General features: G+C 42.6%; 11 protein-coding genes and 1 pseudogene. 4 read left to right on the top strand and 8 right to left on the bottom strand.

Annotated features, from left to right (window positions below; translation table 11 throughout):
• Positions 1-205: 205 nt before the first annotated feature.
• The gene (locus tag OQ5_RS0113970; protein ID WP_026055308.1) at positions 206-2020 is read right to left on the bottom strand and encodes a glycoside hydrolase family 2 protein; all 1815 of its coding nucleotides are present in this window, start codon (positions 2018-2020) and stop codon (positions 206-208) included.
• Positions 2021-2135: 115 nt separating this feature from the next.
• Here OQ5_RS0113970 and OQ5_RS21160 point away from each other — a divergent pair, with 115 nt between their 5' ends.
• Positions 2136-2345, top strand: coding sequence for a four helix bundle protein (locus OQ5_RS21160; RefSeq protein WP_016778084.1), 210 nt, complete (start codon positions 2136-2138; stop codon positions 2343-2345).
• Positions 2346-2830: 485 nt separating this feature from the next.
• Here OQ5_RS21160 and OQ5_RS0113955 read toward each other — a convergent pair whose 3' ends face one another.
• The 6 genes from OQ5_RS0113955 to OQ5_RS0113925 all read right to left on the bottom strand — a co-directional run bounded on the left by OQ5_RS0113955 (position 2831) and on the right by OQ5_RS0113925 (position 13751).
• Entirely contained in the window at positions 2831-3856 is a 1026-nt protein-coding gene (locus OQ5_RS0113955; protein ID WP_016778082.1) for a family 43 glycosylhydrolase, read from the bottom strand.
• A 289-nt stretch (positions 3857-4145) separates the two neighbouring features.
• Positions 4146-6191: a hypothetical protein gene (locus OQ5_RS0113950; RefSeq protein WP_016778081.1), complete on the bottom strand. Its 2046-nt coding sequence runs from the start codon at positions 6189-6191 to the stop codon at positions 4146-4148.
• A gap of 113 nt (positions 6192-6304) precedes the next feature.
• The gene (locus OQ5_RS0113940; protein WP_016778080.1) at positions 6305-8056 is read right to left on the bottom strand and encodes an exo-alpha-sialidase; all 1752 of its coding nucleotides are present in this window, start codon (positions 8054-8056) and stop codon (positions 6305-6307) included.
• 2 nt (positions 8057-8058) lie between these two features.
• A complete protein-coding gene (locus OQ5_RS0113935) occupies positions 8059-9042 on the bottom strand; it encodes a glycoside hydrolase family 43 protein (protein ID WP_016778079.1) in 984 nt (327 codons plus the stop codon).
• Between the two features lie 97 nt (positions 9043-9139).
• Positions 9140-10711 (bottom strand): RagB/SusD family nutrient uptake outer membrane protein, encoded by a 1572-nt coding sequence (locus OQ5_RS0113930; RefSeq protein WP_016778078.1) that lies wholly within the window; start codon positions 10709-10711, stop codon positions 9140-9142.
• 52 nt (positions 10712-10763) lie between these two features.
• Positions 10764-13751, bottom strand: coding sequence for a SusC/RagA family TonB-linked outer membrane protein (locus tag OQ5_RS0113925; RefSeq protein WP_026055306.1), 2988 nt, complete (start codon positions 13749-13751; stop codon positions 10764-10766).
• Between the two features lie 491 nt (positions 13752-14242).
• Here OQ5_RS0113925 and OQ5_RS24770 point away from each other — a divergent pair, with 491 nt between their 5' ends.
• The 3 genes and pseudogenes from OQ5_RS24770 to OQ5_RS22625 form a co-directional block, all read left to right on the top strand.
• The gene (locus OQ5_RS24770; protein WP_255297544.1) at positions 14243-16468 is read left to right on the top strand and encodes a ligand-binding sensor domain-containing protein; all 2226 of its coding nucleotides are present in this window, start codon (positions 14243-14245) and stop codon (positions 16466-16468) included.
• A gap of 20 nt (positions 16469-16488) precedes the next feature.
• Positions 16489-18285, top strand: a complete 1797-nt coding sequence (locus tag OQ5_RS24765; RefSeq protein ID WP_255297543.1) for a hybrid sensor histidine kinase/response regulator transcription factor — start codon at positions 16489-16491, stop codon at positions 18283-18285.
• 80 nt (positions 18286-18365) lie between these two features.
• A pseudogene (locus OQ5_RS22625) lies at positions 18366-19472 on the top strand (MFS transporter); the annotation flags it as partial.
• On the opposite strand, the gene galB reads toward OQ5_RS22625, so the two are convergent.
• Positions 19410-22313: a beta-galactosidase GalB gene (galB, locus tag OQ5_RS0113905; protein WP_016778074.1), complete on the bottom strand. Its 2904-nt coding sequence runs from the start codon at positions 22311-22313 to the stop codon at positions 19410-19412. The pseudogene OQ5_RS22625 and the gene galB overlap by 63 nt on opposite strands.
• Between the last annotated feature and the right edge of the window lie 159 nt (positions 22314-22472).

The following is a 22472-nucleotide window of genomic DNA, read 5'->3' as shown; positions in this document are numbered from 1 at the left end:
TTATCATGTGTCTGTTCAGAAAGTGTCATTTACAAGGCTTGCGAAGTCCGAAAATACGGAGTTTACTCATCGTAAATGAGTAATTTTCGGACGAGCGTAACACAGTAAATGGCACTTTATGGACAGACACGAATTATTCTGCCGAATAAAACCCCGAATGCATCTGGTGCATCCGGGGCAAGTTAACGCTTAGCCTCAATAATCTTTATTCAACGACATCAATCACCTCCCGGTTAATGGCCTTTATGCGTTCTTCATCTACCTTAACAACCTTCCGGTCGTAGGTCATCAGACCATTGACTTCCATCTCTACATCAGTGGTTTGGGTATAAACGGCAGCCGAAAAACCAGCCTTCACCAGTTTCTTCAGTTCTTCCGCAAAACGTACGTACTCATCGGTAACCTCTTTTGACGACTTGAACTGAACGTAACCCCAGTTACGCTCCGGGGCCCAGAGGTGGTCTTTTAATGCCAACCCTATTCCCCCATATTCACCCAGCACAGTAGCTCTCATAGCATCATAGAGATACAATTTCGGCTCGGGATAATTGTGAATATCCAGAATATCGCCAACAGGATAATGATTGCCACCACTGGCAGGATTCACAAGACGAGACGGATCATATTCTTTAGTCCACTCTGCAATTTCTTTAGTTTTAAACTGTCCCCACCCCTCATTAAAGGGAACCCATACAGCAATGCCTGGATAGGAATATAAATAGTCCATGATCTCTTTCCATTCTTTCCTGTAAATCTCTTCAGACCGGGCAGTTCTTTGAAATTCCATGCCATCAAAATAGGTTGTTCTTTGCCAAACGGGACCAACATCTCCATTAGGCATATCCTGCCAAACCAATATTCCTAATCTGTCGCAGTGCGTATACCAACGTGCCGGTTCTACCTTTACATGCTTTCGGATCATATTATAGCCCAAATCCTTAGTCTTTACTATATCATATTTTAAAGCTTCATCAGAAGGAGCCGTATACAAACCGTCAGGCCACCATCCCTGGTCAAGTGTTCCAAAATGAAAAATATTCTCGTTGTTGAGCTGAAAACGAACGATACCGTTTTTATCCCGTTTCATTGACACCTTACGCATGGCAAAATAACTTTCAACCTTGTCGATTACTTCTCCGTTACGGAGCAAGAAAACTTCCATATCGTACAAATATGGATTGTCAGGGGTCCAAAGTTTTGGAGACTCAACATCAAGTTCTAAAACCTCAGTTACAGAAGCGCTTCTTTTTGCAATAACCTCTCCCTCATCCTTAACTATCACCTGAATAACATCGCCATAACTTTCCCCGCATACCTCCGCATCAACAAATACCTTGTTTTTATCAATATCAGGAGTAGTACGTAAACGGGCAATATATTTTCTGGAGACCGGCTCCAGCCAGACGGTTTGCCAAATACCACTAACAGGCGTATACCAGATTCCCTCCGGATTAGTAACCTGTTTCCCGCGAGGTTGTGGCCCACGGTCTGTGGGATCCCATACTTTAACTTTTATCTCCTGAGTTCCCCTTTCATTCAGAAATGGAGCAATATCGAAAGAAAATGGTGTGTAGCCCCCTTCATGGCTTCCAACTTTAATATCATTAACCCAGACATCGGCTCTCCAATCAACTGCACCAAAGTGGAGCAACAGTTTTTCCTTTTTCCATGATGCAGGAACATCGAAAGAGCGTTTATACCAAATGACATTCTCATCACCAACTCTCCTCTGAACGCCACTCAGGCTTGATTCTACTGCAAAAGGCACCAGTATATCTCCATCATAGTCGGAAGGCTCGCCCTCTTCTCGTGGAACTATGGCATATTTCCACAAACCATTCAGATTTTTCCATTCTGAACGTTCCATTATTGGACGTGGATATTCCGGAAGAACATTTTCCGGATTGATTTCTTCTGCCCACCGGCTTTTTATTTTATCACCGGCCGGGGTCCATTGTGCTGATGTACCGGGCCCCAGCACCATAAATACGCTGACTAACAAGACACCTGTTTTTGACATATCTTTTATGTTTTGTAATAACTTATGAGTGTTTAAAAAAAGAGTTCTACCACGAATTTAATGATAACTTAAAATTTGTTTATATGTAGTTAAAATATAGTTTAATATAGTTTATATGTTGTATTTTAGTTTTCAGAAGTTGGAAATTTATCAGCTGCCAAAAGAGTTGGTAAAGGATATTTATAAGTTAAGCGGTTTCCCCCCCTCAGATGGGAAAATAGCTCTTGTACAGCAAATAAACAGAGCAGCAGTATCAGTTGCATCTATCAAAAAGGGCAATATTTCAACCACATTCCCATTTCAACTATATTTCAATTGCATTTAAATTATTAATACTCCGTTAAACTTTTGCAAAACGTTGCAAACCAATTGTTTGTGTCCAAAAGGTTTGCTTGTTAAAATACAGTATATCAAGGTTGTACGAAACGAGCATGGCAGGGTTTCCCACAACAAGAATATAAATAAATGCTTGCATACGAGTTCCATCAGACCAATAACTTAGACATTATTTATACTGATGAATTATCTTACATCTTATATCTAAAAATCTAACGATCTATTGAATTATATTAAACTACATTTAAACAGCGTTTCATATAATAAGAATATTAACCACTAAAATAAGAGTAGTACCATATTTAAAATTCAATTACCACCGGGGTATTTCCAAATCATCTTTTTCAGGTAAAGCCGGAAACGGAGCATGAGGTTCTGTCTGATACCAAAAGCATGTAGAAGAAATATCAGATTGTTGATCATTGTAACGACCATCGTGACGCCATCCCAAATCCTGAATAGTAATTTGACCAGTTAATCAAAAACAGGTCTCTCAAGATCACTAACTCCGGGAGTATCGTTTAAAACCTCGGGCCATTCGTTGTTCCATCTTATCCGGTCGAGCATCAATACCCGGCCATCGGGATTTTTTACGTCCACTGCATGATACAGAACCCAGTCGTTTCCGGCGTCATCGGTAACAATTTCGGAGTTGTGCCCGGTGCCCACAAAACGATTATTGCCACGAATGAACACTTCGTGATGGTTGTCCATCATACTATTTCCCTCTTTATCGAAATAGGGACCAAACAAATTTTGTGAACGACCGACCACTGCTGTGTAAGTACTGTTAATGCCTTCACAACAAGTGCCGATCGATGCAAACAAATAGTAATAGTCATTTTTTTTGTGGATATAAGCCCCCTCATAGGCAGTGCCGGCAATTTGTTGCTTTTCGGCTCCGGGTTTCAGGGTCAATCCGTCATCGCTCAATTCTATGGCATAAATACCTCTGAAGCTTCCCCAAAACAGATATTTTTTCCCGTCTTCTTCAATAAAAAAAGGATCAATCGAGTTCTGAACATCAATCTCATTACTCCGAAAGAGCTTGCCATGGTCGGTAAACGGCCCCTCCGGTGTTTCACTCGTAGCAACGCCTATGCCACAAGTCCATTCTCCACCCCATACCGACATGGAATAGTAGAGAACATATTTCCCGTTAATAAAATTTATATCGGGGGCCCATAATCCACCGTCGGGCTCAAAGTCGGGCCGTCCTTCTTCAGTAAATGCCGTCCCTATATACTCCCAGTCTACCAGATTAGTGGATTTGTGAACGGGCATGTTGCGAATATCTTCGGTGGCATACAAATAGAAAGTTCCTTCCGGGTCTCTGATTATGGTAGGATCGGGAAGGCTGTAATTAACCACCGGATTGCTGTATACGTCTGTCTTTGAATCGTCATTTTCTTTTTCTGTATCGCCTTTGTCGTTGTTATTACAGGAATATCCTGCATAAGCAACGGTTGCTATTATCAGTAACAGAAATAATTTCTTCATTGGTACAAATTTTATATTTGGTTATTACTCATAATAATAGATTGTTAGATTTTTAAATACAAGATGTAAGATGATTTGTAAAATATTAATAAACACCTCGCAATAAGTTGGGCTATGTCAGGAAGTTATTAAATCCAAATATGAGTAAGGTCTAAAAAGCATCTTTGTTGCCAAACTCCGTGTTGTTTTAAATTTTTGCATCCTCATTAACAACGGGTTAACTCCGGTACAAAAATTTAAAACGCCCTGATTTTGACAAAAATTTGTCTTTTTATACCACACTCAATAATCAATCAAGCATAAACCGTTCTGCCGCTCCTGGTGTAAGCATTTCCCATAGGGATGCAACAGTCCATCCGGGTGCAAAAATGTCATTATAAAAACCTTTTCCGTTTTTCCCGTAATCCCAGTTGGTGTGCTGAACCACTTCGGGATAATAGCCGGTACGGGCAATACCACACATGTGGCCTGGATAAGGTAATAGTTGCAGCATTGAAGTATTAATAACTTCAGCAAATTCATTGAATGCCGGTTCAGATGTCTCCTCTGCAAGGTAGTTCAACACATCGGCAAACTCAAAGATGAATACATCAATATGATTATTCTCAACCGAGACATTCCCCCATCCGCGGGTTTTCAGACCAATATCACCTAACATCTGTCCACGGGTAAAAGGAACATCCCACATGTAATACCACGAAAGGGCAAAAAAGGAAGCCTCTTTGGCAAGCGCAACATAATGATCGTGCTTCCTCCCTTTTGAAGCCAGAGCCAGATAATACATAGCCGTTGATGCATAAAGAGAGGCCTCTTTATCCTCACAATTGGCGTCAAGTGTGGAAGAAAAATAATCGGACCTGGAAATCAACTCGTTTTCAAGATATTCTCCCGATTTTTCTGCACTTTCCAGGTATTCCTTATCATTGAAGTATTTTGAAGCCATAACCAAAGGCACTGTTGCCGAAGGAGTACTTCCTCCCGTCGCGTCCACCAGTTCAAAATCATTTTTAAACTTACGCGGGAAACTGCCATCCGCGTTCTGAAGTCTTAGAAAATTATCCAATAACTTTCTGATTCGTTTTTCCCATTCGAGATGCTTCCTCCCTTGCTTCCTCTCAAAATCCAGATACTTAAGAATTGCATAAACCCCCTCAGATTGCCGGCGGATACTATACACATCAGGTTCTTCATCAGTATGATAGTTGATAGATTCTCTGAAAAACCCCGAATCTGTAAATCCTTTTTCCAGATAACTTTTCAAAACGTTTTCTGCAATCTGCTTAAGCCCGGGATTATCTGTTTCATGGGCATATTCAAGTGCAAAAAAAGCATTCAGTAGTACCCTGCCTATAAAGCCAACCTCAGCACCTCCCATATCTGAGCAATCATCCGTACGTAAATGGATACCGGAAAAGTAATTGAGGTCTTCGGTCTCCACATAACTTTCGATAAAAAAGTTTGCCAGTGTCTCTTTCACCGTTTTAACCGAATAATCCAGTTCAACCGGCATCGGTTTGAAATGGCTGAACGAATAGTTCCATACCTGAGCCACAAAATCAGAGAAGCCGGAGGCATGGCCGCTGTTTACAATCCAATTCAGGATTTTGGTTTCTCCTTTTTTTAGCCCGGCAAATGCAACAACCGGCGGAGCAAGTGTCAGCTTGCGAATGTAAGTTTTAGGAATCTCGCGGTGAGGAAATCCGAACGACATCCAGGCTTTGTCATGAATATTTTCAAAACCGGTAAAGCCTAAATCACTTTCGCCCGAGAGTATAACTTCACCGTGATGAATAGCTGTATATGATACTGTATCTATATCATCGTTCCTCAAAACCGTATAATAACGGCCGGTACTTTCATCAAAAATACCGGTAAGGGGTGAACTCAAACGGTCTTCTCTTACCAGCCAGCTGTCACTTGTGTGAAATGACGGTGCTTCTTCCGGCGAACGAAGATTGTGACGATACCAAAACCCCGGCATCAGGAACTTACAATTTTCATGTTCAGCCTGGCCGGCAGCCACACTTTGTTTAAAATTAAAGAATACATCTTCACGGGCAGTCAATGTTATCCTATAATATACAGAATTCCCGAGGGTCTTTGTTTTTCCTGTTATTTCCAGCGGAATGTCCTTATCCGGTAAGTAACGGAAGTTATTGTCTTTATCCGTGTTTCCAATCCTCAGGATATAGCTTTTCGCCGGATTTCCGGGCGTTTTCAACATAATTTCGGCCCGCATTTCTTCATTTGTTTGTGAAAAAACACTTCCTGCAAACAATGTCACGAATCCCAGTCCAAACAAAAACCTGCAACTCCAATATTTAATATTTCTCATAAACCTTATCTATCAAATTCAAATCATTTAATTTTTTTAACCCAACCAGATATTTGCCACCTGCATTATCGCCAGCCATTAATTGTTATGCTCTCTTCGGGGGATAAAGATTTTCATGGTTTCATTTTCACCCTGCACCAGGTATTTGAAGCATCATCAACAGCATGAACAATATTCTCTTCGGTTATGCTGCCATCTTTATCCCGGTAACTGAGTTTTACATTTATTCGGATGTCATTTCCTTCCCGGTAATTCAGTGCAGAAAAAGGTATGGCAAGTTCCAACCGGTATCCTTTGTTTTCCAAATCCTGTGTTGACAATTTTATTCCTTCAGCCTCTTTATGAATCCATTCGCCTTTTCTCCCCTCGTGAAAGCGAAATTCTTCATTGCGATTACAGAAAACTCTGAAAAGACCGGAATCGGGAGACGTGAGGTTGTAGTTTCCTGCATCTACATAAATAGTAACACCATCGTCGTCGGTTGTTCCGGGAATCGCTTCAGAACTTTCATAATTAACTTTTGCAGCGAAATACAAGAAATCGTCATCCCGGGCAATATCGGCCCGGGCATTGACCATCCCCTTATGCCCTATAAAAAGCGGAAATCTTTCTTTCCATTCGTTTTCATTCAGGCGGCCGTCAACAGACACCGGACTGACCGGAGCGACCGGCTCTTTTACGATATGTCCCAGGATGGTCCACACCTCACAGGCAGGATTTCTAAAGCTGGTAGTGGAAGCAGCGACAACGGTATTTTCATCCCAAAGCGAAATGGAATTCCATTTGGCTTCGCGATCCAACGGGACATCGAATGGTTGCGTAATCCTTGAGAAATTGCGCCCCTCAGAATCTCCAATTGCAACTTCCATAGTAGAAAGTTCCCAATTATCGGTTCTGCCACGGGTGGTCTGATAAGACAGGAGCAATTCTCCGGAAGGAAGTCTTACCAGATAAGGCGCCCCGGCATAAACCTGATCGGGCAGTTCCTCATGATGAGCCGCTTCACGATTTGGAGAATCTCCGTCAACCGGCTTAATCCAGGGTTTATCAAGAGGTGTCCTTACAATCCAGGGTTTAAACTGCCCTGATGCATTATCCTCTATCGCCACCAGTATTTCGTCCCCTCCAATAACCGGAACAGGCATACCATCGCGATGGTTTTTTCTAAAACTAACAGTGACAGCCTCTCCGCTCCAGGTATTTCCTTCATCCGAAGAGCTTAACATGGATATTTCCTGTTCATCAGACTGCGTATAAGGAGCTTCATTGGCAAAATAAACCTGCATTTCACCGGATGGGAGTTGCAAAAAGGCCGGTTCCCAGCATCCATTTCTGAAATCTTTACCGGCTTCATAAATTACCTGCGATTCCGACCAGGTTTTCCCCAAATCTGAACTCCGCTTCACTGCTATTGCAAATGGTGCAATACCATCATTCGAAGGGCGGTAATTGCATCCGGCCACAAGATCACCGTTTGACAGTTGAATCAACTCACCGTTGGCTTTGCTTATTGTAACAGATGAACGGATGTGTTTTTCAAAAAGTATGGACGGATCACTCCAGGTAAGACCGTTGTCCTCACTGCTGATGATTTCCACATTGCCATTGGTCTCATAAACGGCCACCAACATGCCGTTATTCAATCGTTTTACTCTTGGATATCCGGCCCATGAAAGCTGCCTCCCGTCACGTGGCGCCAGGCGCTTCAGTGAACTATAGTCCCATGCTATACGAATGCCGTCAAGCGGATCATCTGTCTTTCGCTCGAAATCTGTAATACTATTTTCCTGATTCTGCCCCTTACAAGATGAAGAAAACAGGCACAAAAGCACACAAAAAGAGAACAATCTTAATTCAGAAATCATAATTAATCCGTTTTCAGTTGGGGAACCATATAATTCTCATCAACAACCATCACATCCGGATCGTCATTGCGTTCCTTAAAGCTCACTGTACTGATATACATGTGACGAGGATGAATGCTCTCATCGCTATTATGCGCGTGGAAAACGATTCTGAGAACACCGTCTTTGTCTCTGAACATTGCACTGTGTCCAACCCCAACCAGGTTGCCGGGCTTTTGCAATATGGGATTTTCTTCATATTTCACCCATGGGCCTGCCGGACTTTCAGCAGTAGCAAAGCCAACGCCATAGAACTGACTCTCATAACTGTTGGCCGAATAAGTCATGTAATAAAGTCCATCGTGTCTGATAACATAAGCACCTTCATTCACCCGTGGCCATATCTTCTCCCATTCCTGAGAAACATGAATGCATGGTTTCATGGTTTCCGGTTTTATTTCAAGAAGATTTTCGGTCAGTTCGGCCACCCAAATATTCAAACCATCATTAAACCTGTCGAAATAAAGCCATGGGGTCCCGTTTTCATCAACAAAAAGAGAATTGTCGATGCATTTCTCGTCAGTTATCATCGGCTTTTTCTCTGCCTGTTTAAACGGCCCCAGCGGGTTGTCACTGGTAGCTACACAAATATGTTCATCAGCAGAAAAATACATATAGAAAGTCCCGTCAACATGATAAACTTCAGGCGCCCAAAACCAACGATCACCCCACACATCAGATTTATGAAGCGCCAAACCATTGGTCAATCCATCTGGCACTTCCCAGTTCTTCAGATCGGTTGAAGTAAATACGATAATGCCATCTTCCGAAAAGGTCCCATAAGCATAATAAACACCTTCATGGTACATAATGAACGGGTCACCTAAAGGAACTTTTGTAGCAGCGTCACCAGAATTGTCAGAAGAATCACTTTTTCGATCAGAACAAGCATAAAATAAAGCACTTCCCAATAAAACAAGTAGAAATAGTATTGCTTTTCTTGTCATTATTCAAAGTTTAAAATTTTCGGATGCGGCAGGCATACCATCTCCCACCGCATCCGTTAAAAATTATTCAAAGGACCTTTAATCCTTTATAAATTCCTTAATAATTGGGATTCTGTTCAAGATTCTCATTGTTATTAACTTCACTTGAAGGAATTGGGAGACAGTGGTGTCTTCCCACTACAAAGTTGTTGAAATCGGGATCCCTTTGAGCCAGTTCATTAACACCATCCTGATTTTCCATTAATCCCCAACGCCTTAAGTCGGCCCAGCGGTGTCCTTCGAGACATAACTCAAGCGAACGCTCAATTTGCAAACGCTCCAGAAAAGCTTCATTATTCTGGGTAGCTTCGGGATAATTTACTTCAAGATTTGGCATATTGGCCCGGGCCCTCACTCTGTCAACCATTGCCACTGCATCGTCAAGGTTTCCGGCAGGAAGGTTGGCAATGCATTCGGCATACATCAGAAGCACATCCGCATAACGAATTAACCGCACATTAACAGGACTGTGATAATCATCAAAATCACGATAGTAATCGGTTCCGTATTTCCTTACAAAAACACGTCCCTGGTAATTATCCTGGTTCCACACTTCCATGCCAAAACGATAAATCCTGTCATTCCCGGGGAAATCATCCGCCATCTGTTCATAGAAAACACTTTCCCTCAAACGGATATCATATCCTCCATCAAGATTTAGTTCACTTCTGAATTCGTCAACAATCCATGGACGCACTTCGCCATCAGTCCATCCGATTCCGGGAGGTGCAAAAAACTGTCCCCGGTTCAGACCAAGGTTGGGATCAATATCAAAATCTCCATCACCGGCAGGTGCCTTATGAACATCGGAATACTGAATTTCGAAAACGGATTCAACGTTATTCTCATTATAATGAGTGAAGTTATCTTTAAAATTAGCGACCAGGTCATAATATTGAGCGCCTTCACCGTCTACAAGCCATTCCAGGTCCTGGAGTGCTTCGTCCCACTTGTGCTGTTGCATCCGGCATTTGGCCCTCAAAGCATAGGCTGCACCTTTCGTTGCCCGTCCAACATTGCTATCGTCCCATTGTGGAGGTAATATAGCAACAGCGTTTTCAAGATCACTCTCTGCCTGTGCCCAAACATCAGATACAGGATGTCCTTCAGGAGAATCACCCGGTTTAGATGGTTCCAATACAATCGACAAACTGTTGTTTTCACTACCCCAGAGAATGGCCAGGTTGTAGTAGTAGAGCGCTCTGAGGAAATAAGCCTGTCCGAGCAGCCGGTCTTTCTTTTGCTGGTCTTCAAATTCTATATCAGGAACGTAATGCAACACCTGATTGGCACGGAAGATGGCTTCGTAACAATCGCGATAAGTCCAGCCATTGCCTTCCCAAAAATTGTAATTGTTGTAGATAAAACGGGTCCAGTCTGCCAGTTCAATCCAGGGGCTGGAACTAAAACCTTCGTCGGAGGCAAGGTCAAAACGGAACCATATCCAACGCGAGTAAGTTCCCGGCTTGTAAAACATATTATAGATGGCATTAACACCACTTTCGGCATCGGCCTCGTTTTGCCAGAAGTTTCTCACCTCAATATTATTCGGATTGCTTACATCAACAGCATCCTCGCAGGACGAGAGAAGCAAACCAATGGAAAAAATATATATCAATAACTTTTTCATATCTCTAATAATTTATTTTTTAACAGCTCAAAATCTATCCAATATTGAACACCTAAAATGTTAACTGAGCACCGATTGTCACTGATTTTGGATTAGGGAAAGCACCATAATCGTGCCCTCTTTCCCAAATGTTATCGTTCCGGAATTCCGGGTCTAACCCGGTGTATTTAGTAAAAGTGATCAGATTCTGGGCATTAACAAACAACCGGAGGTTTTCAACCGAATTGCCCAGGATATTTTCAGGAAAAGTATAGCCCAGGGCCATCTGTTTCACTCGAAGGTAGGAGCCATCTTCTATCCAGCGTGACTGGTTGCCTATGGCATTACGGCCATCCTGATAGATTGGTCTGGGATCCTCCGCCTCAACATTGTCGGGTGTCCATGGATCATAGTCGGCTCTGTAATTGGAATTGTCATCGAATCTGTCCATTCCACTGCGCGGTCCGTTAAATACTTCATGCCCGAAAGCGCCGGCCATTTGCAACTGAAAGTCTAATCCTTTCCAGGCTACAGTACCATTAATACTGAGGTGAAGGTCGGGCCACGGGCTGCCAACATGCTGACGGTCTGCGTCGGTAATCATCCCATCATTGTTGTAATCTTCAAATCGGATATCTCCGGGCTGTGCATTGGGTTGAATCAGGTTTCCTTCATGGGTATGTGCCAGTACCTCGTCCATTGAACGAAATATTCCGTCCATCTTTATCAGGTACCACTCACCAATAGGCTCTCCAACATGCGATTGAGTATTCCATTGGGTAAAATATTCGCGGCCATATCCAAGTTCCAAAATCTCGTTTTTCACTGTAGAAATGTTTGTGTTGACCGAATATCGCCAGTCGCCTTTAGTTTCGCGCCAGGTAGCAGAAAATTCGAATCCGGTATTCTTTAATGTTGCAGCGTTTACATTGGGATTACCCCCATTATTACCGGTCGACATCAGTATCTGCATTCCTGTCAGAACGTCCTGTGTCTCTGATTTATAATACTCAGCAGACAACTCCAGCCTGTTATTCAGCATAGTTGCATCAACACCTATATTGAACTCGTGGAGTTCCTCCCATTTTAAATCCTCGTTAACCAGTTTTACCTGAGTTTGACCGTTCTCGATGTGTTGATCGGTTCCAAAGATCGCCTGGGGAAAAGAATTGATGAAGGCAACCCAATCCCAGGGGCCAATATTGGAACTTCCCAGAACACCATAATTCGCCCGTAGCTTCATATCATCGATCCAGTCAACATCAAAAAAGCCTTCGTTACTGATTCTCCAGGCTCCTGCAATAGAGGGAAAAACACCGTCACGATAATCAGGTCCGAACTTTGATGATGCATCACGACGAATCGTTCCACTAAGCAGATACCTGTCATCAAAGGTGTAATTAAACCGTCCAAACACAGAAAATAATCTTTCCATATCTTTGAATCCACCTGTTTTGGGATCTTTCATTGCAGCATCCAACTGGTCAAAATAGGTGCCATCACTAAATCGCAACAAGTCGTTTTTGGTTCCCCACAACTGCTCATAAGAAATATCCATAAAACTGGTTCCTGCAACGGCCCCAATGGTATGATTTCCGAAAGTATTGTTGTATTCAAGAGTATTATCGTATACCAGCGAATTGAACCTGGCTTTATTCTTGTTCAGTGAGGAAGGGTCCCATGGCTGATTAAAGGTCCAGTTGCCTTCCTTTCTTAAATATTTGTGCTCATCCGAGCTTGTTTCGAAACCAAAATTGAACTTGTATTTGAGATTGCCAAATAATTCAAGTTCGGTAAAAATGTTACCGCGAACTCTTAAATTTTTATTCTCAGTAACTGTAAGGTCTTCTTTGGCTAAGGGATTTGTACCAAAAGTAACATCTCTTGAACCGTCGCCATACCCGTATCCGCCGGGATTGTCTTCGTTATACACCGGTATTGTTGGTAACATCCGCCAAACATCAATTATAGGATTGGTATCCAGCTCGTCAATCTGATAATTACTGATGATCACGTTTTCTCCGATACGGAATCTGACATTTTCTCCAAAATCCCTGTAAACGGAAGTATTTACCCGGAGAGTAATCCTTTCGCTTTCTGTTCCGACAGTGGTTCCGGAATTGCTTTGGTAATTGGAAGAAACATAGTATGTGCCAGTCTCTGTACCTCCGGAAAAAGATACATTATAGTCATCAACATGACCGGTTTTAAAGGCAACATCCTGCCAATCGGTATTGGCATCAAAATGGTTGGCAGGTTCGTATCCACCGTTTTCGAAAGCCAGGTCGTTCAATTCTATCCACTCTTCACGGTTCGTTAAATCGTAACGAGGCAACCACTGAAAACTTTTTTTGGCCGAAACATCAATCTTCATCGGGCCTTCCTGACCGCTCCTGGTGGTTATGATAATCACCCCGTTTGCTGCACGCGATCCGTAAATTGCTGCTGCAGAAGCATCCTTAAGAACCTGAACCGACTCAATATCGTTAAAATTAAAATCTCTGTTGGCACCTCCCTCAACAGCAATTCCATCGATAACATAAAGGGGTTTACTCGAACCAAAAGATTTGGTACCACGGATTTCAATCCAGCCTTCAGCGCCAGGCTTGCCCTCAGTCCGGCTAAAAACACCCGGAACTGTTCCCAAAACATCGCCAACACTTCCGGTTACAACTGTATTTTTCATCTGCTCGGGCTTAAAAACCGAAACAGCACCTGTCAGGTCTGCTTTCTTCACAGTCTGGTATCCAATAACAACTACCTCATCCAGCGATCGCAAACTCTCATACATTGTAACATCTAAAGAAGACTGACCGGTATAAACAATTTCTTGTTGCTCCATTCCAATAAAAGAGAATACAAGGGTTTGACCTTCATTTACTTCAATCGAAAAGTTTCCATCAGTATCTGTGATGGTTCCTTTCTGAGTGTCCTGTACAATAATGTTTACCCCCGGAATGGGTGCGCCGGAAGCATCTACAACCTTACCGGTTAGTGTGTTTGTCTGAGCAAACAGGCACACCGGTAATAACATTAACATCAAAAACAAGATTCTTTTCATAGTAAAATTGATTTAATAATAAAATTAATGACCAAATTTTGTGATCTTTACTTTTTCTCATCGGGGTAGTAACCACATCACAAACAAACAACATTTGTTAACATTTTAATGCAACTTTTTAGGCAAAAAATAACAACTGCTGACCAATTCTGATATTTTTTTTCATTTGAAGCAACCGGTGCCTAAATTGTTGCATAACCCGACCAGATTGTTGTATTGGAGAATAGAAAGAATTCTTTTATTTAACCTGATCTATTCATAAATTATCTACAACGAAACTTTTGAATAAATCAGACTGGCATTTACTAACAAGTGTTCGTCTATAAACTCGCAAAAATTTTCACAATATGTGTGTCTGTTCAGAAAGTGCCAATTGCAAGGCTTGCGAAGCCGCCAAAACCGGAGTTTACTCATCGTAAATGAGGATTTTGGCGTCAAGCGTAACGAAGCAAGTGGTACTTTATGGACAGACACTAACAAGACTCAGAACAATGCGCTATAAAGTCGACTGGAAAAAAGCAGGAAGTATATGTCTTTTCCTTTTACTTATAAACGGAATGACAATTACCGCCTATAACTTCAAATTCAAGAACTACCAGGTTAACAACGGACTTTCGGAAAATACCGTGCAAACGATATTGCAAGATAATCGGGGTTTTATGTGGTTTGGTACAAAAGATGGTTTAAACCGCTTTGACGGAAATGAGTTCAAAATCTTCAAGCATGAACCCGGAAACCCGCAATCTATAGGAAATAATTTTGTGCGCACCTTATTCCAGGATGAAGACAATAAAATATGGGTAGGCACCGATCAACAGCTTTATATTTTGGACCCTGTCACCGAAGCCTTCCAGAAATTCAACTATCAGACAAAAGACGGAGTTTCTGTCACCTCCGCAGTAACATCCATTAAAGCAGAAAACCAGGACAAAATATGGATTGGAACAATGACCCAGGGTGTTTTTTGTTATACCAAGTCCACCAACGAATTGGTTCAATATACCCAGGGGAACAGGGGTCCTACCATCGGGTCAAATCTTGTCTGGAGAATTTACCGCGATAATGCCGGCACCATGTGGATAGGCACACGCAATGGGTTAAGTGCTTACAATAAAGAAACAAACACCTTTGTTACATATGGATCGCGTGATGAGAAGAGTCCGATCGAAGACCCCGAGATACTGGCTATATCGGAAGACTCGGACGGTGAATTATGGCTTGGGACTTGGGCAGGAGGACTAGTGAGATTTAACCGGACAACCAATGAGTTTACAAATTACTTTGGGAAAGATGACGAAACTTACATCACCCATATCAGAGCTATTTTCGAATATCAGAAAAATGAACTGCTTGTAGGTTCGGATGACGGGCTTTACCTCTTCAATAAACAGACACTTGAATACAGCAGAGTGGATGACCCGGGCGATCCTTACAGCCTGAGAGACCAGAACGTTTACTCCATATACAAAGACCGGGAGGAAGGTATATGGATTGGAACCTATTTTGGTGGAGTGCATTATATCTCTACCAATAGCAAAATAATTGAACACTATTATCCCAAACAACACAAGAATTCGTTGTCAGGCAAAGCTGTCAGTCAGTTTTGCGAAGACCCGGCTGGTAATTTATGGATAGCCACCGAGGATGGAGGACTGAACTATTTTAATACCAAAACAAAAAAATTCACATCCTATCTTCCCGATGATGATAAAAACAGCATCAGCTATCACAATATACATGCTTTGGTGCTGGACAATAACCGGCTTTGGATAGGAACATTTTCAAGGGGACTTGATTTAATGGATTTGAATACCGGCAAATTTAAGAACTACCAATACAACGAAAACGACACGAACACCATCAACGACAATTGCATCTTCTCACTGTATCAGTCTAAAGCAGGGACTCTTTTTGTGGGAACGCCATTCGGATTGAGCCGGTATAATCCGGATAAAGACAATTTTACCCGTATCCCTGAAATTACGGGATTTGTTTATGACATGACAGAAGATCACCTGGGAAACTTCTGGGTTGCCTGCTATGGAGAAGGCGTATTTAAGAGAGATCGTGATACTGAAAAGTGGATAAATTACAGGCACGATATTAAAGACAAAACCTCCCTTTGCTTTAATAAGATTACCGATGTTTACCAGGACGAGCAGCACAGGCTCTGGTTTTCGAGCGAAGGTAGAGGAATTTGTAAATACAACTATGATACGGATGATTTTCTGACTGTCGATCAAAGCAAAGGATTGCCCAACAATGTAGCCTACGGCGTGGTAGATGATAACCATGGTAACATATGGGTAAGCACAAATAAAGGTATTTCAAGAATAAATCCTGCTACTCTCGACATTAAAACCTATACGCAGGAAGATGGTCTGCAAAGTAACCAGTTTAATTATCGCTCAACATATAAAGCAAGCAACGGTAAATTCTATTTTGGTGGAATCAACGGTTTCAATGCTTTTTATCCAAACGAACTCAAAAAGAACAAATATGTCCCTCCCGTGTTTATCACAAAATTTGAACTGCTTGATAAACCCGCCTCCTCAAAAGAAGACTCCTCCTATAACAGGACACTGCACACCACAAAACAAATCAGACTGAAACATAATCAGGCTTCATTCCGGATCAGTTTTGTCAACCTCAGTTTTCAGGCACGTTCAAAAAACCGGATGCTTATATTCTGGAAAATCTCAACAACAACTGGATAACTACCGGTAGTCAAAACCAGGTGTCATACATCAACTTAGCTCCGGGTAAATACGTTTTCAGAGTAAAAGGCTCCAATAACGATGGCCTCTGGAATAATGAAGGAGACGCTCTGGTCATTGAAATTCTTCCGCCCCTATGGAAAACCAATTATGCCTATGCTTTGTATTTTGTTCTATTCATCGTCATGGTCTTGTCCATCGCAAGAGTTTACCTGAAAATCTCGCATACAAAACATGAAAAGAAACTTGAAGAATTCAGAGTGAAGAAAGAAAAAGAGATATACCTGTCAAAAATTAATTTTTTTACCAACATCGCTCATGAAATTCGTACCCCCATCAGTCTTATTAAAGCTCCCCTCGATTGCATCAAAACAGCAGGTCCCGTTCAACCGGAAGTAAATGAAAACATTAAGATCATCGACAAAAATGCAGAGCGACTGCTAAATCTGGTCAATCAATTACTCGATTTTCGTAAAATTGAAGAAAACAGTTATACACCAAACTTCGAACCGGTTAATTTTAACACACTGATAACAGATGTCTGCTACAGATTTAAAGCCGCAGCCTCTCAAAAAAAGATTACTCTTCAGACAAACACACCTAAAGAGCCGCTTACTTTTAATGCTGACCGCGAAGCCTTAACAAAGATCATTAGTAATTTAATGACCAATGCCCTGAAATTTGCACATGAAAAAATAGTCATTGACCTCAGGAAAAAGGATGATTTCATAGAGATTTCTGTAACAGATGATGGCCCGGGAGTTGAAGAAAAATACCGGAATCGGATATTTGATCCATTCTTCCAGATAGAAGGAACAAACAAAGACGATAAAAAATACGGAACGGGCATCGGGCTGGCCTTTTCAAGACAACTGGCCGAAAAACACGAAGGTACAATTTTTCTGAAAACCCCCCCACATCAACAGGGTTCTGTCTTTATCGTCAGAATAAGCACCAACCTGAGCAAAAGCAAAATGACCGTTAAATCCGACTCAAAGTCTGTATCGGAAAAAATAACTGAAAAGTCGGATTCATCCCTCTCAAATGCCAACGGAAAACCCAACTTACTGATCGTGGAAGACAATGAAGACCTGTGCAATTTTCTCGAACGAAACCTGAAGGTGGAATACATTGTTCACAAAGCCTCTAACGGTAAAGAAGCCATGAAGCTTCTTGAAAACGAAAGTATCGATATTATTATCAGTGATATTGTGATGCCTGAAGTTGACGGTCTTGAGCTGGTTCAGAAAACGCGCGAAAACAAACAATACAGCCATCTTCCCATCATTCTCCTTTCTGCACGGACCAACGTTGAGACCAAAATACAGGGGCTGGATGTAGGGGCAGACAGTTATATTGAGAAACCTTTTTCAGTAGATTACCTAAAGGCACAGATACACAGCCTCATTCGCAACCGCGAACGACTGCTCGAAAAATTTGCCAACTCACCTTTTGTCCCCTACGGAAGCATCGCAAACAACAAAAAGGATGAAGAATTTTTAAACGAACTTAACGATGAGATAGAGCACAATATGACCACTCCCGATTATTCAATTAGTCATTTGGCCAATGCTATGTCGATGAGCCGTTCTAATCTTCAACGTAAAATAAAAGGTATTTCAGGGATGACCCCAAATGATTACATCCGTGTGTATAAACTAAAAAAAGCTGCACGCCTGATCATCGAAGGCGAATACCGTATTAATGAAATATGTTATCTCGTCGGTTTTAACAATGCTTCTTATTTTTCTAAATGCTTCCATAAACAATTTGGGAAATTACCCAGCGAGTTTCAGAGAGAGAATATAAATCAATAGATGGTTATTTGGGGTATTTTTAATAGTCATTTGTCTTAATAATATACACGACTCATCTGGAATCTTGTATCCAAAAATCTATGGTTTTCATACCTTTGCCCGAAAATTTTCAATTCATGGATAGAAGGAATATTACTGTCATATTTTTAATCACACTTGTTGCGGTTATGGGGGTTGCCAGTATAACACCTGCATTACCGCAAATTGTAGAACGCTTTAGCATCACTCCCACCCAGGTAGCATTGCTGATAACGATATTCACGTTTCCCGGTATTTTTTTAGCTCCATTTGCCGGTCTTTTGGCCGATAAATGGGGCCGCAAAAAAATACTGTTACCCTCACTGCTTTTATTTGGTGCTTCAGGAGTTGCCTGCTTCTTCACCCGCGACTGGGAAGTATTACTGGCTCTACGTTTTTTCCAGGGATTGGGAGCCGCACCACTTGGCTCGTTGAATGTAACACTGATTGGCGATTTGTTTTCCGGCGAACGCCGTGCAACGGTTATGGGCTACAACGCAAGTGTCTTAAGCATCGGAACTGCAATATATCCCGGCATTGGCGGAGCTTTGGCCATGGCCGGGTGGCAATTCCCTTTTTTGCTGACTTTGTTGGCAATTCCCACGGCAATATTACTGATGCTTTGCCTGAAAAATCCCGAACCAACAAAAAAGGTCTCCCTTTCCGATTACATCAAAGAAGTATGGAGTTACATTAACAAAAAAACCGTATGGGGACTTTTTCTGATCAATATCCTCATGTTTGTTATTTTATATGGTTCATATCTTACTTATTTCCCGCAATTACTAAAAGAAAGGTTCCATGCAGAAGCGTGGCATATCGGGCTTACAATGTCTGCTTTTTCGGTCGTAACCGCCATTGTATCATCCCAGCTGGGACGAATTCAGCGTCACCTGAAACCGCTCCGGATATTCAAACTCGGATTTGTGCTTTATGGTGTATCGATGCTCGCCATTGCTTTTGTCTCGCAGGCATGGCAACTCGTTTTTCCCATTATATGTTTCGGCATAGCCCATGGCATAATGATACCAAGCGTTCCGAATGTGTTGGTTACCTATGCCCCTATTAATGTCCGTGCAGGTTTTATGTCCATCAACGGGATGATTCTACGTATTGGCCAAACACTCGGCCCTGTCAGCATCGGCTTCTTTTATATGATTGGCGGTACCGGCTTCGCCTTTATCGGCGGAGCCATTGTGGCGGTTTGTATGTTCGTGATTTCGTTGTTTATGATTAAGCTGTAGAGAATTTCTCATCTCAATAACTGCACTTTGCAGCCCTTCACCTTCCGCTTTTAACCGGACAGGCACTTTTGAATCATCCAATCCACGCACAATAATCAAAGCCAGGCCATTAAACACCTGTCGCTTGTGCGACGGAAACGGCACCATGTTGGTCTGGTCACCATTGGCTGTAGCTACAATTTCACCCGGGCCGTCAATACTAAACCGGATAAGTTGCTTTGCACGGGGAACGGTCAACCCTTCATTATCGGTTACCCTGACCGTTACAAAGCATAGATCATCACCATCAAACCTGAATTCGGGCCTGTCGGCTGAAAGCTCTATTTTGGCCGCCTCACCGGTTGTTTTCATCACATCTTCGGCCCATTTCTCCCCGTTTTTGTAAGCCACAACTTTCAACTCGCCGGGCTCATAAACCACATCATCCCATCGCAATCGGTATTCATACGCTCCCTTGGCTTTACGTCCGAGAGATTTACCATTGAGAAACAATTCTGCTGCATCGCCGGAAGTGAAGACATGCACGGGCGTAACCTTTCCAACGCGTTCGGGCCAGTTCCAGTGCGGCAATATATGCGCCACCGGCAGGTCGGGGCGCCACCGAGACTGATACTGATAGAAGCGATCCTTTTTGAATCCGGCCAGATCAATAATGCCGAAATAAGAACTCCTTGATAAATAATAAGGCGTAGGCTCTCCCAGGTAATCAATACCGCTCCACACAAAACCACCGCCCACAAAGGGATGTTGGTCTTTAGCTTTAAACACCTTATCGGGAGACGACCCGAATTCCACGGCATAAATTCCATAATCGCTGACATAACCGGTTTCCTTATTACCGCCCTGCCCTTCCTGAACGGGCAAACTAGTCCCTTTCTGAACCGGGAAGATATACTCCCCCCGTGTACTGACAGTTGCCGCATTCTCACTGCTTAGGATCAGTTTGTCGGGAAATTTTTCATGGAAATCAGGATATAAAGGCGGCGTCCGGATCCCATCCAACCCTTCATGGGCAGGCGTATTCCTGATGCCTTCGCCTTGGTAATTGAGGTTGATCACATCCATCGTTTCAGGAAATGGCATGTGTGGCTTGGCATAATTCATGGAAGCGGTTACCGGACGGGTATTGTCTTCTTCTTTGATAATATCGTAAAGCCGGTGACCCACTTCAGCTCCTTCTTCTCCTGTATACTGTTCTCCAACTTCATTACCCATGCTCCAAAGTATCACAGAAGGATGATTCCTGTCGCGCCGGATAAAGGCTCTCATATCCTGTTCGTGCCAGTCGGGAAAAATCAGATGAAAATCAAGCGGTGTCTTTTTTCGTTTCCATACATCAAAAATTTCATTGACAACCAGGAATCCCATCTTATCGGTCAGGTCAAGAAATTCAGGGGCCGGCGGATTATGTGCCATACGAACGGCATTACATCCCATCTCCTGTAATAATTCCAGCTGCCGCTCCGCCGCTCTTTTGTTGAAAGCCGCGCCAAGCGGCCCCAAATCATGATGCAGGTTCACCCCTTTTATGAATATTCGTTCGCCATTGACAAAAAGACCGCTGTCGCCATCAAATTCAAGAGATCGTATTCCGAACTTTGTGTCGAGTTCGTCAATCTTGTCGCCATCCTGAAATACCGAGGTTACAGCCATATACCGGTTCGGTTTTTGCGTTGGCTGTGGCCCCCATAACTTCGGGTTTTCGATAACAGCCGACCGACTGATCCTTTGCTCTCCCCCGGCTTGTATGGTAATGGCCACCGGATCAATGCCGGTTACTACGTCGCCGTTTATTTTATCATTTTCATCGAGCAGAAAGAAATCGGTGCGCACTTCAACAGTCGATTCTTCAGATGACTGATTCTTTAACACTACATCAAAATCGACTGTTGCCGTTTCATTGGAGACATCACGACAGGAAGCAAAAGTTCCCCACTGGGCAATGTGAACCGGCGCCGTTTTTATCAACCAGACATTGCGATAAATACCGCCTCCCGGGTACCAGCGTGATGAATGCGGAGGATTATCAACCCTGATAGCCAATTGATTTTCCTCGCCGGGTTTTACGTAAGGTGTGAGATCAAGTCGCCAGGAATTGTACCCGTAAGGCCAACCGCCAACAATTTGTCCGTTGCACCAAACGATGGAATAAGACATGGCCCCGTCTACCTGTAAAAAGAAGCGCTTGCCTTCATCAGAAGCAGGAATACTGAGTTCTTTGCGATACCAGGCCACCCCCGGACCTGGAAGTCGCCCCATACCACCGCCTACTACTACATCCCAACCTTCCATAAAAGGCCCTTCAATGGCCCAATCGTGAGGGAGATTCACAATTTCCCATCCACTGTCGTCAAAATCCTTCTGAACGAATACAAAATCTTTTCCCGGATTGCCTTCGGGTCGCTGATAATGCGCCGAACTATCTTTTAAAAAAGCATTGCCCGACGGCATCACCCAGGGTTTCAACACCTTTTGCCTGCGCTCAACAGCAACCGCCTCCGTGGGCTTCGCGTCGGCATCTTTTACGTCGTTCCTGTCAAAATTCTGCGGACGAACATCGTAAATCAGGCTGTCGGCATCTTCTATTGAATTGTATTTAAAAAAGCGCCAACCCTGGTTTATGGAAATCCGCTCGCGAACAGAAGCAAATGAATCAGCTTTCTTTTCATTTCCATTATTGCAAGCGAAAAGAATAATGCTTAACAACAAGGGAAGAGTCTTTTCAAAAAAAGACCGAAGGTTCGAATGAAAATTTGAATTTGTCATGATTTGAAGGCTTTATGAGTCCAAAACATCAATGAATTTGAATAGTTAGTTAATCTTGTATTGTTAGAACATAATTTTATATAAAAGTAAAATAAAAGCACTTTCATTGATAGAATAATCTTCCCCGATATATAACCGGGGAAGATTGTTTAATCATAC

This window comes from Anaerophaga thermohalophila str. Valhall, from assembly GCF_000250735.1.
GTDB lineage: Bacteria > Bacteroidota > Bacteroidia > Bacteroidales > Marinilabiliaceae > Anaerophaga > Anaerophaga thermohalophila_A.
The sequence above is the reverse complement of the archived record's forward strand: the minus strand, read 5'-3'. Positions and strand labels throughout refer to the sequence as shown.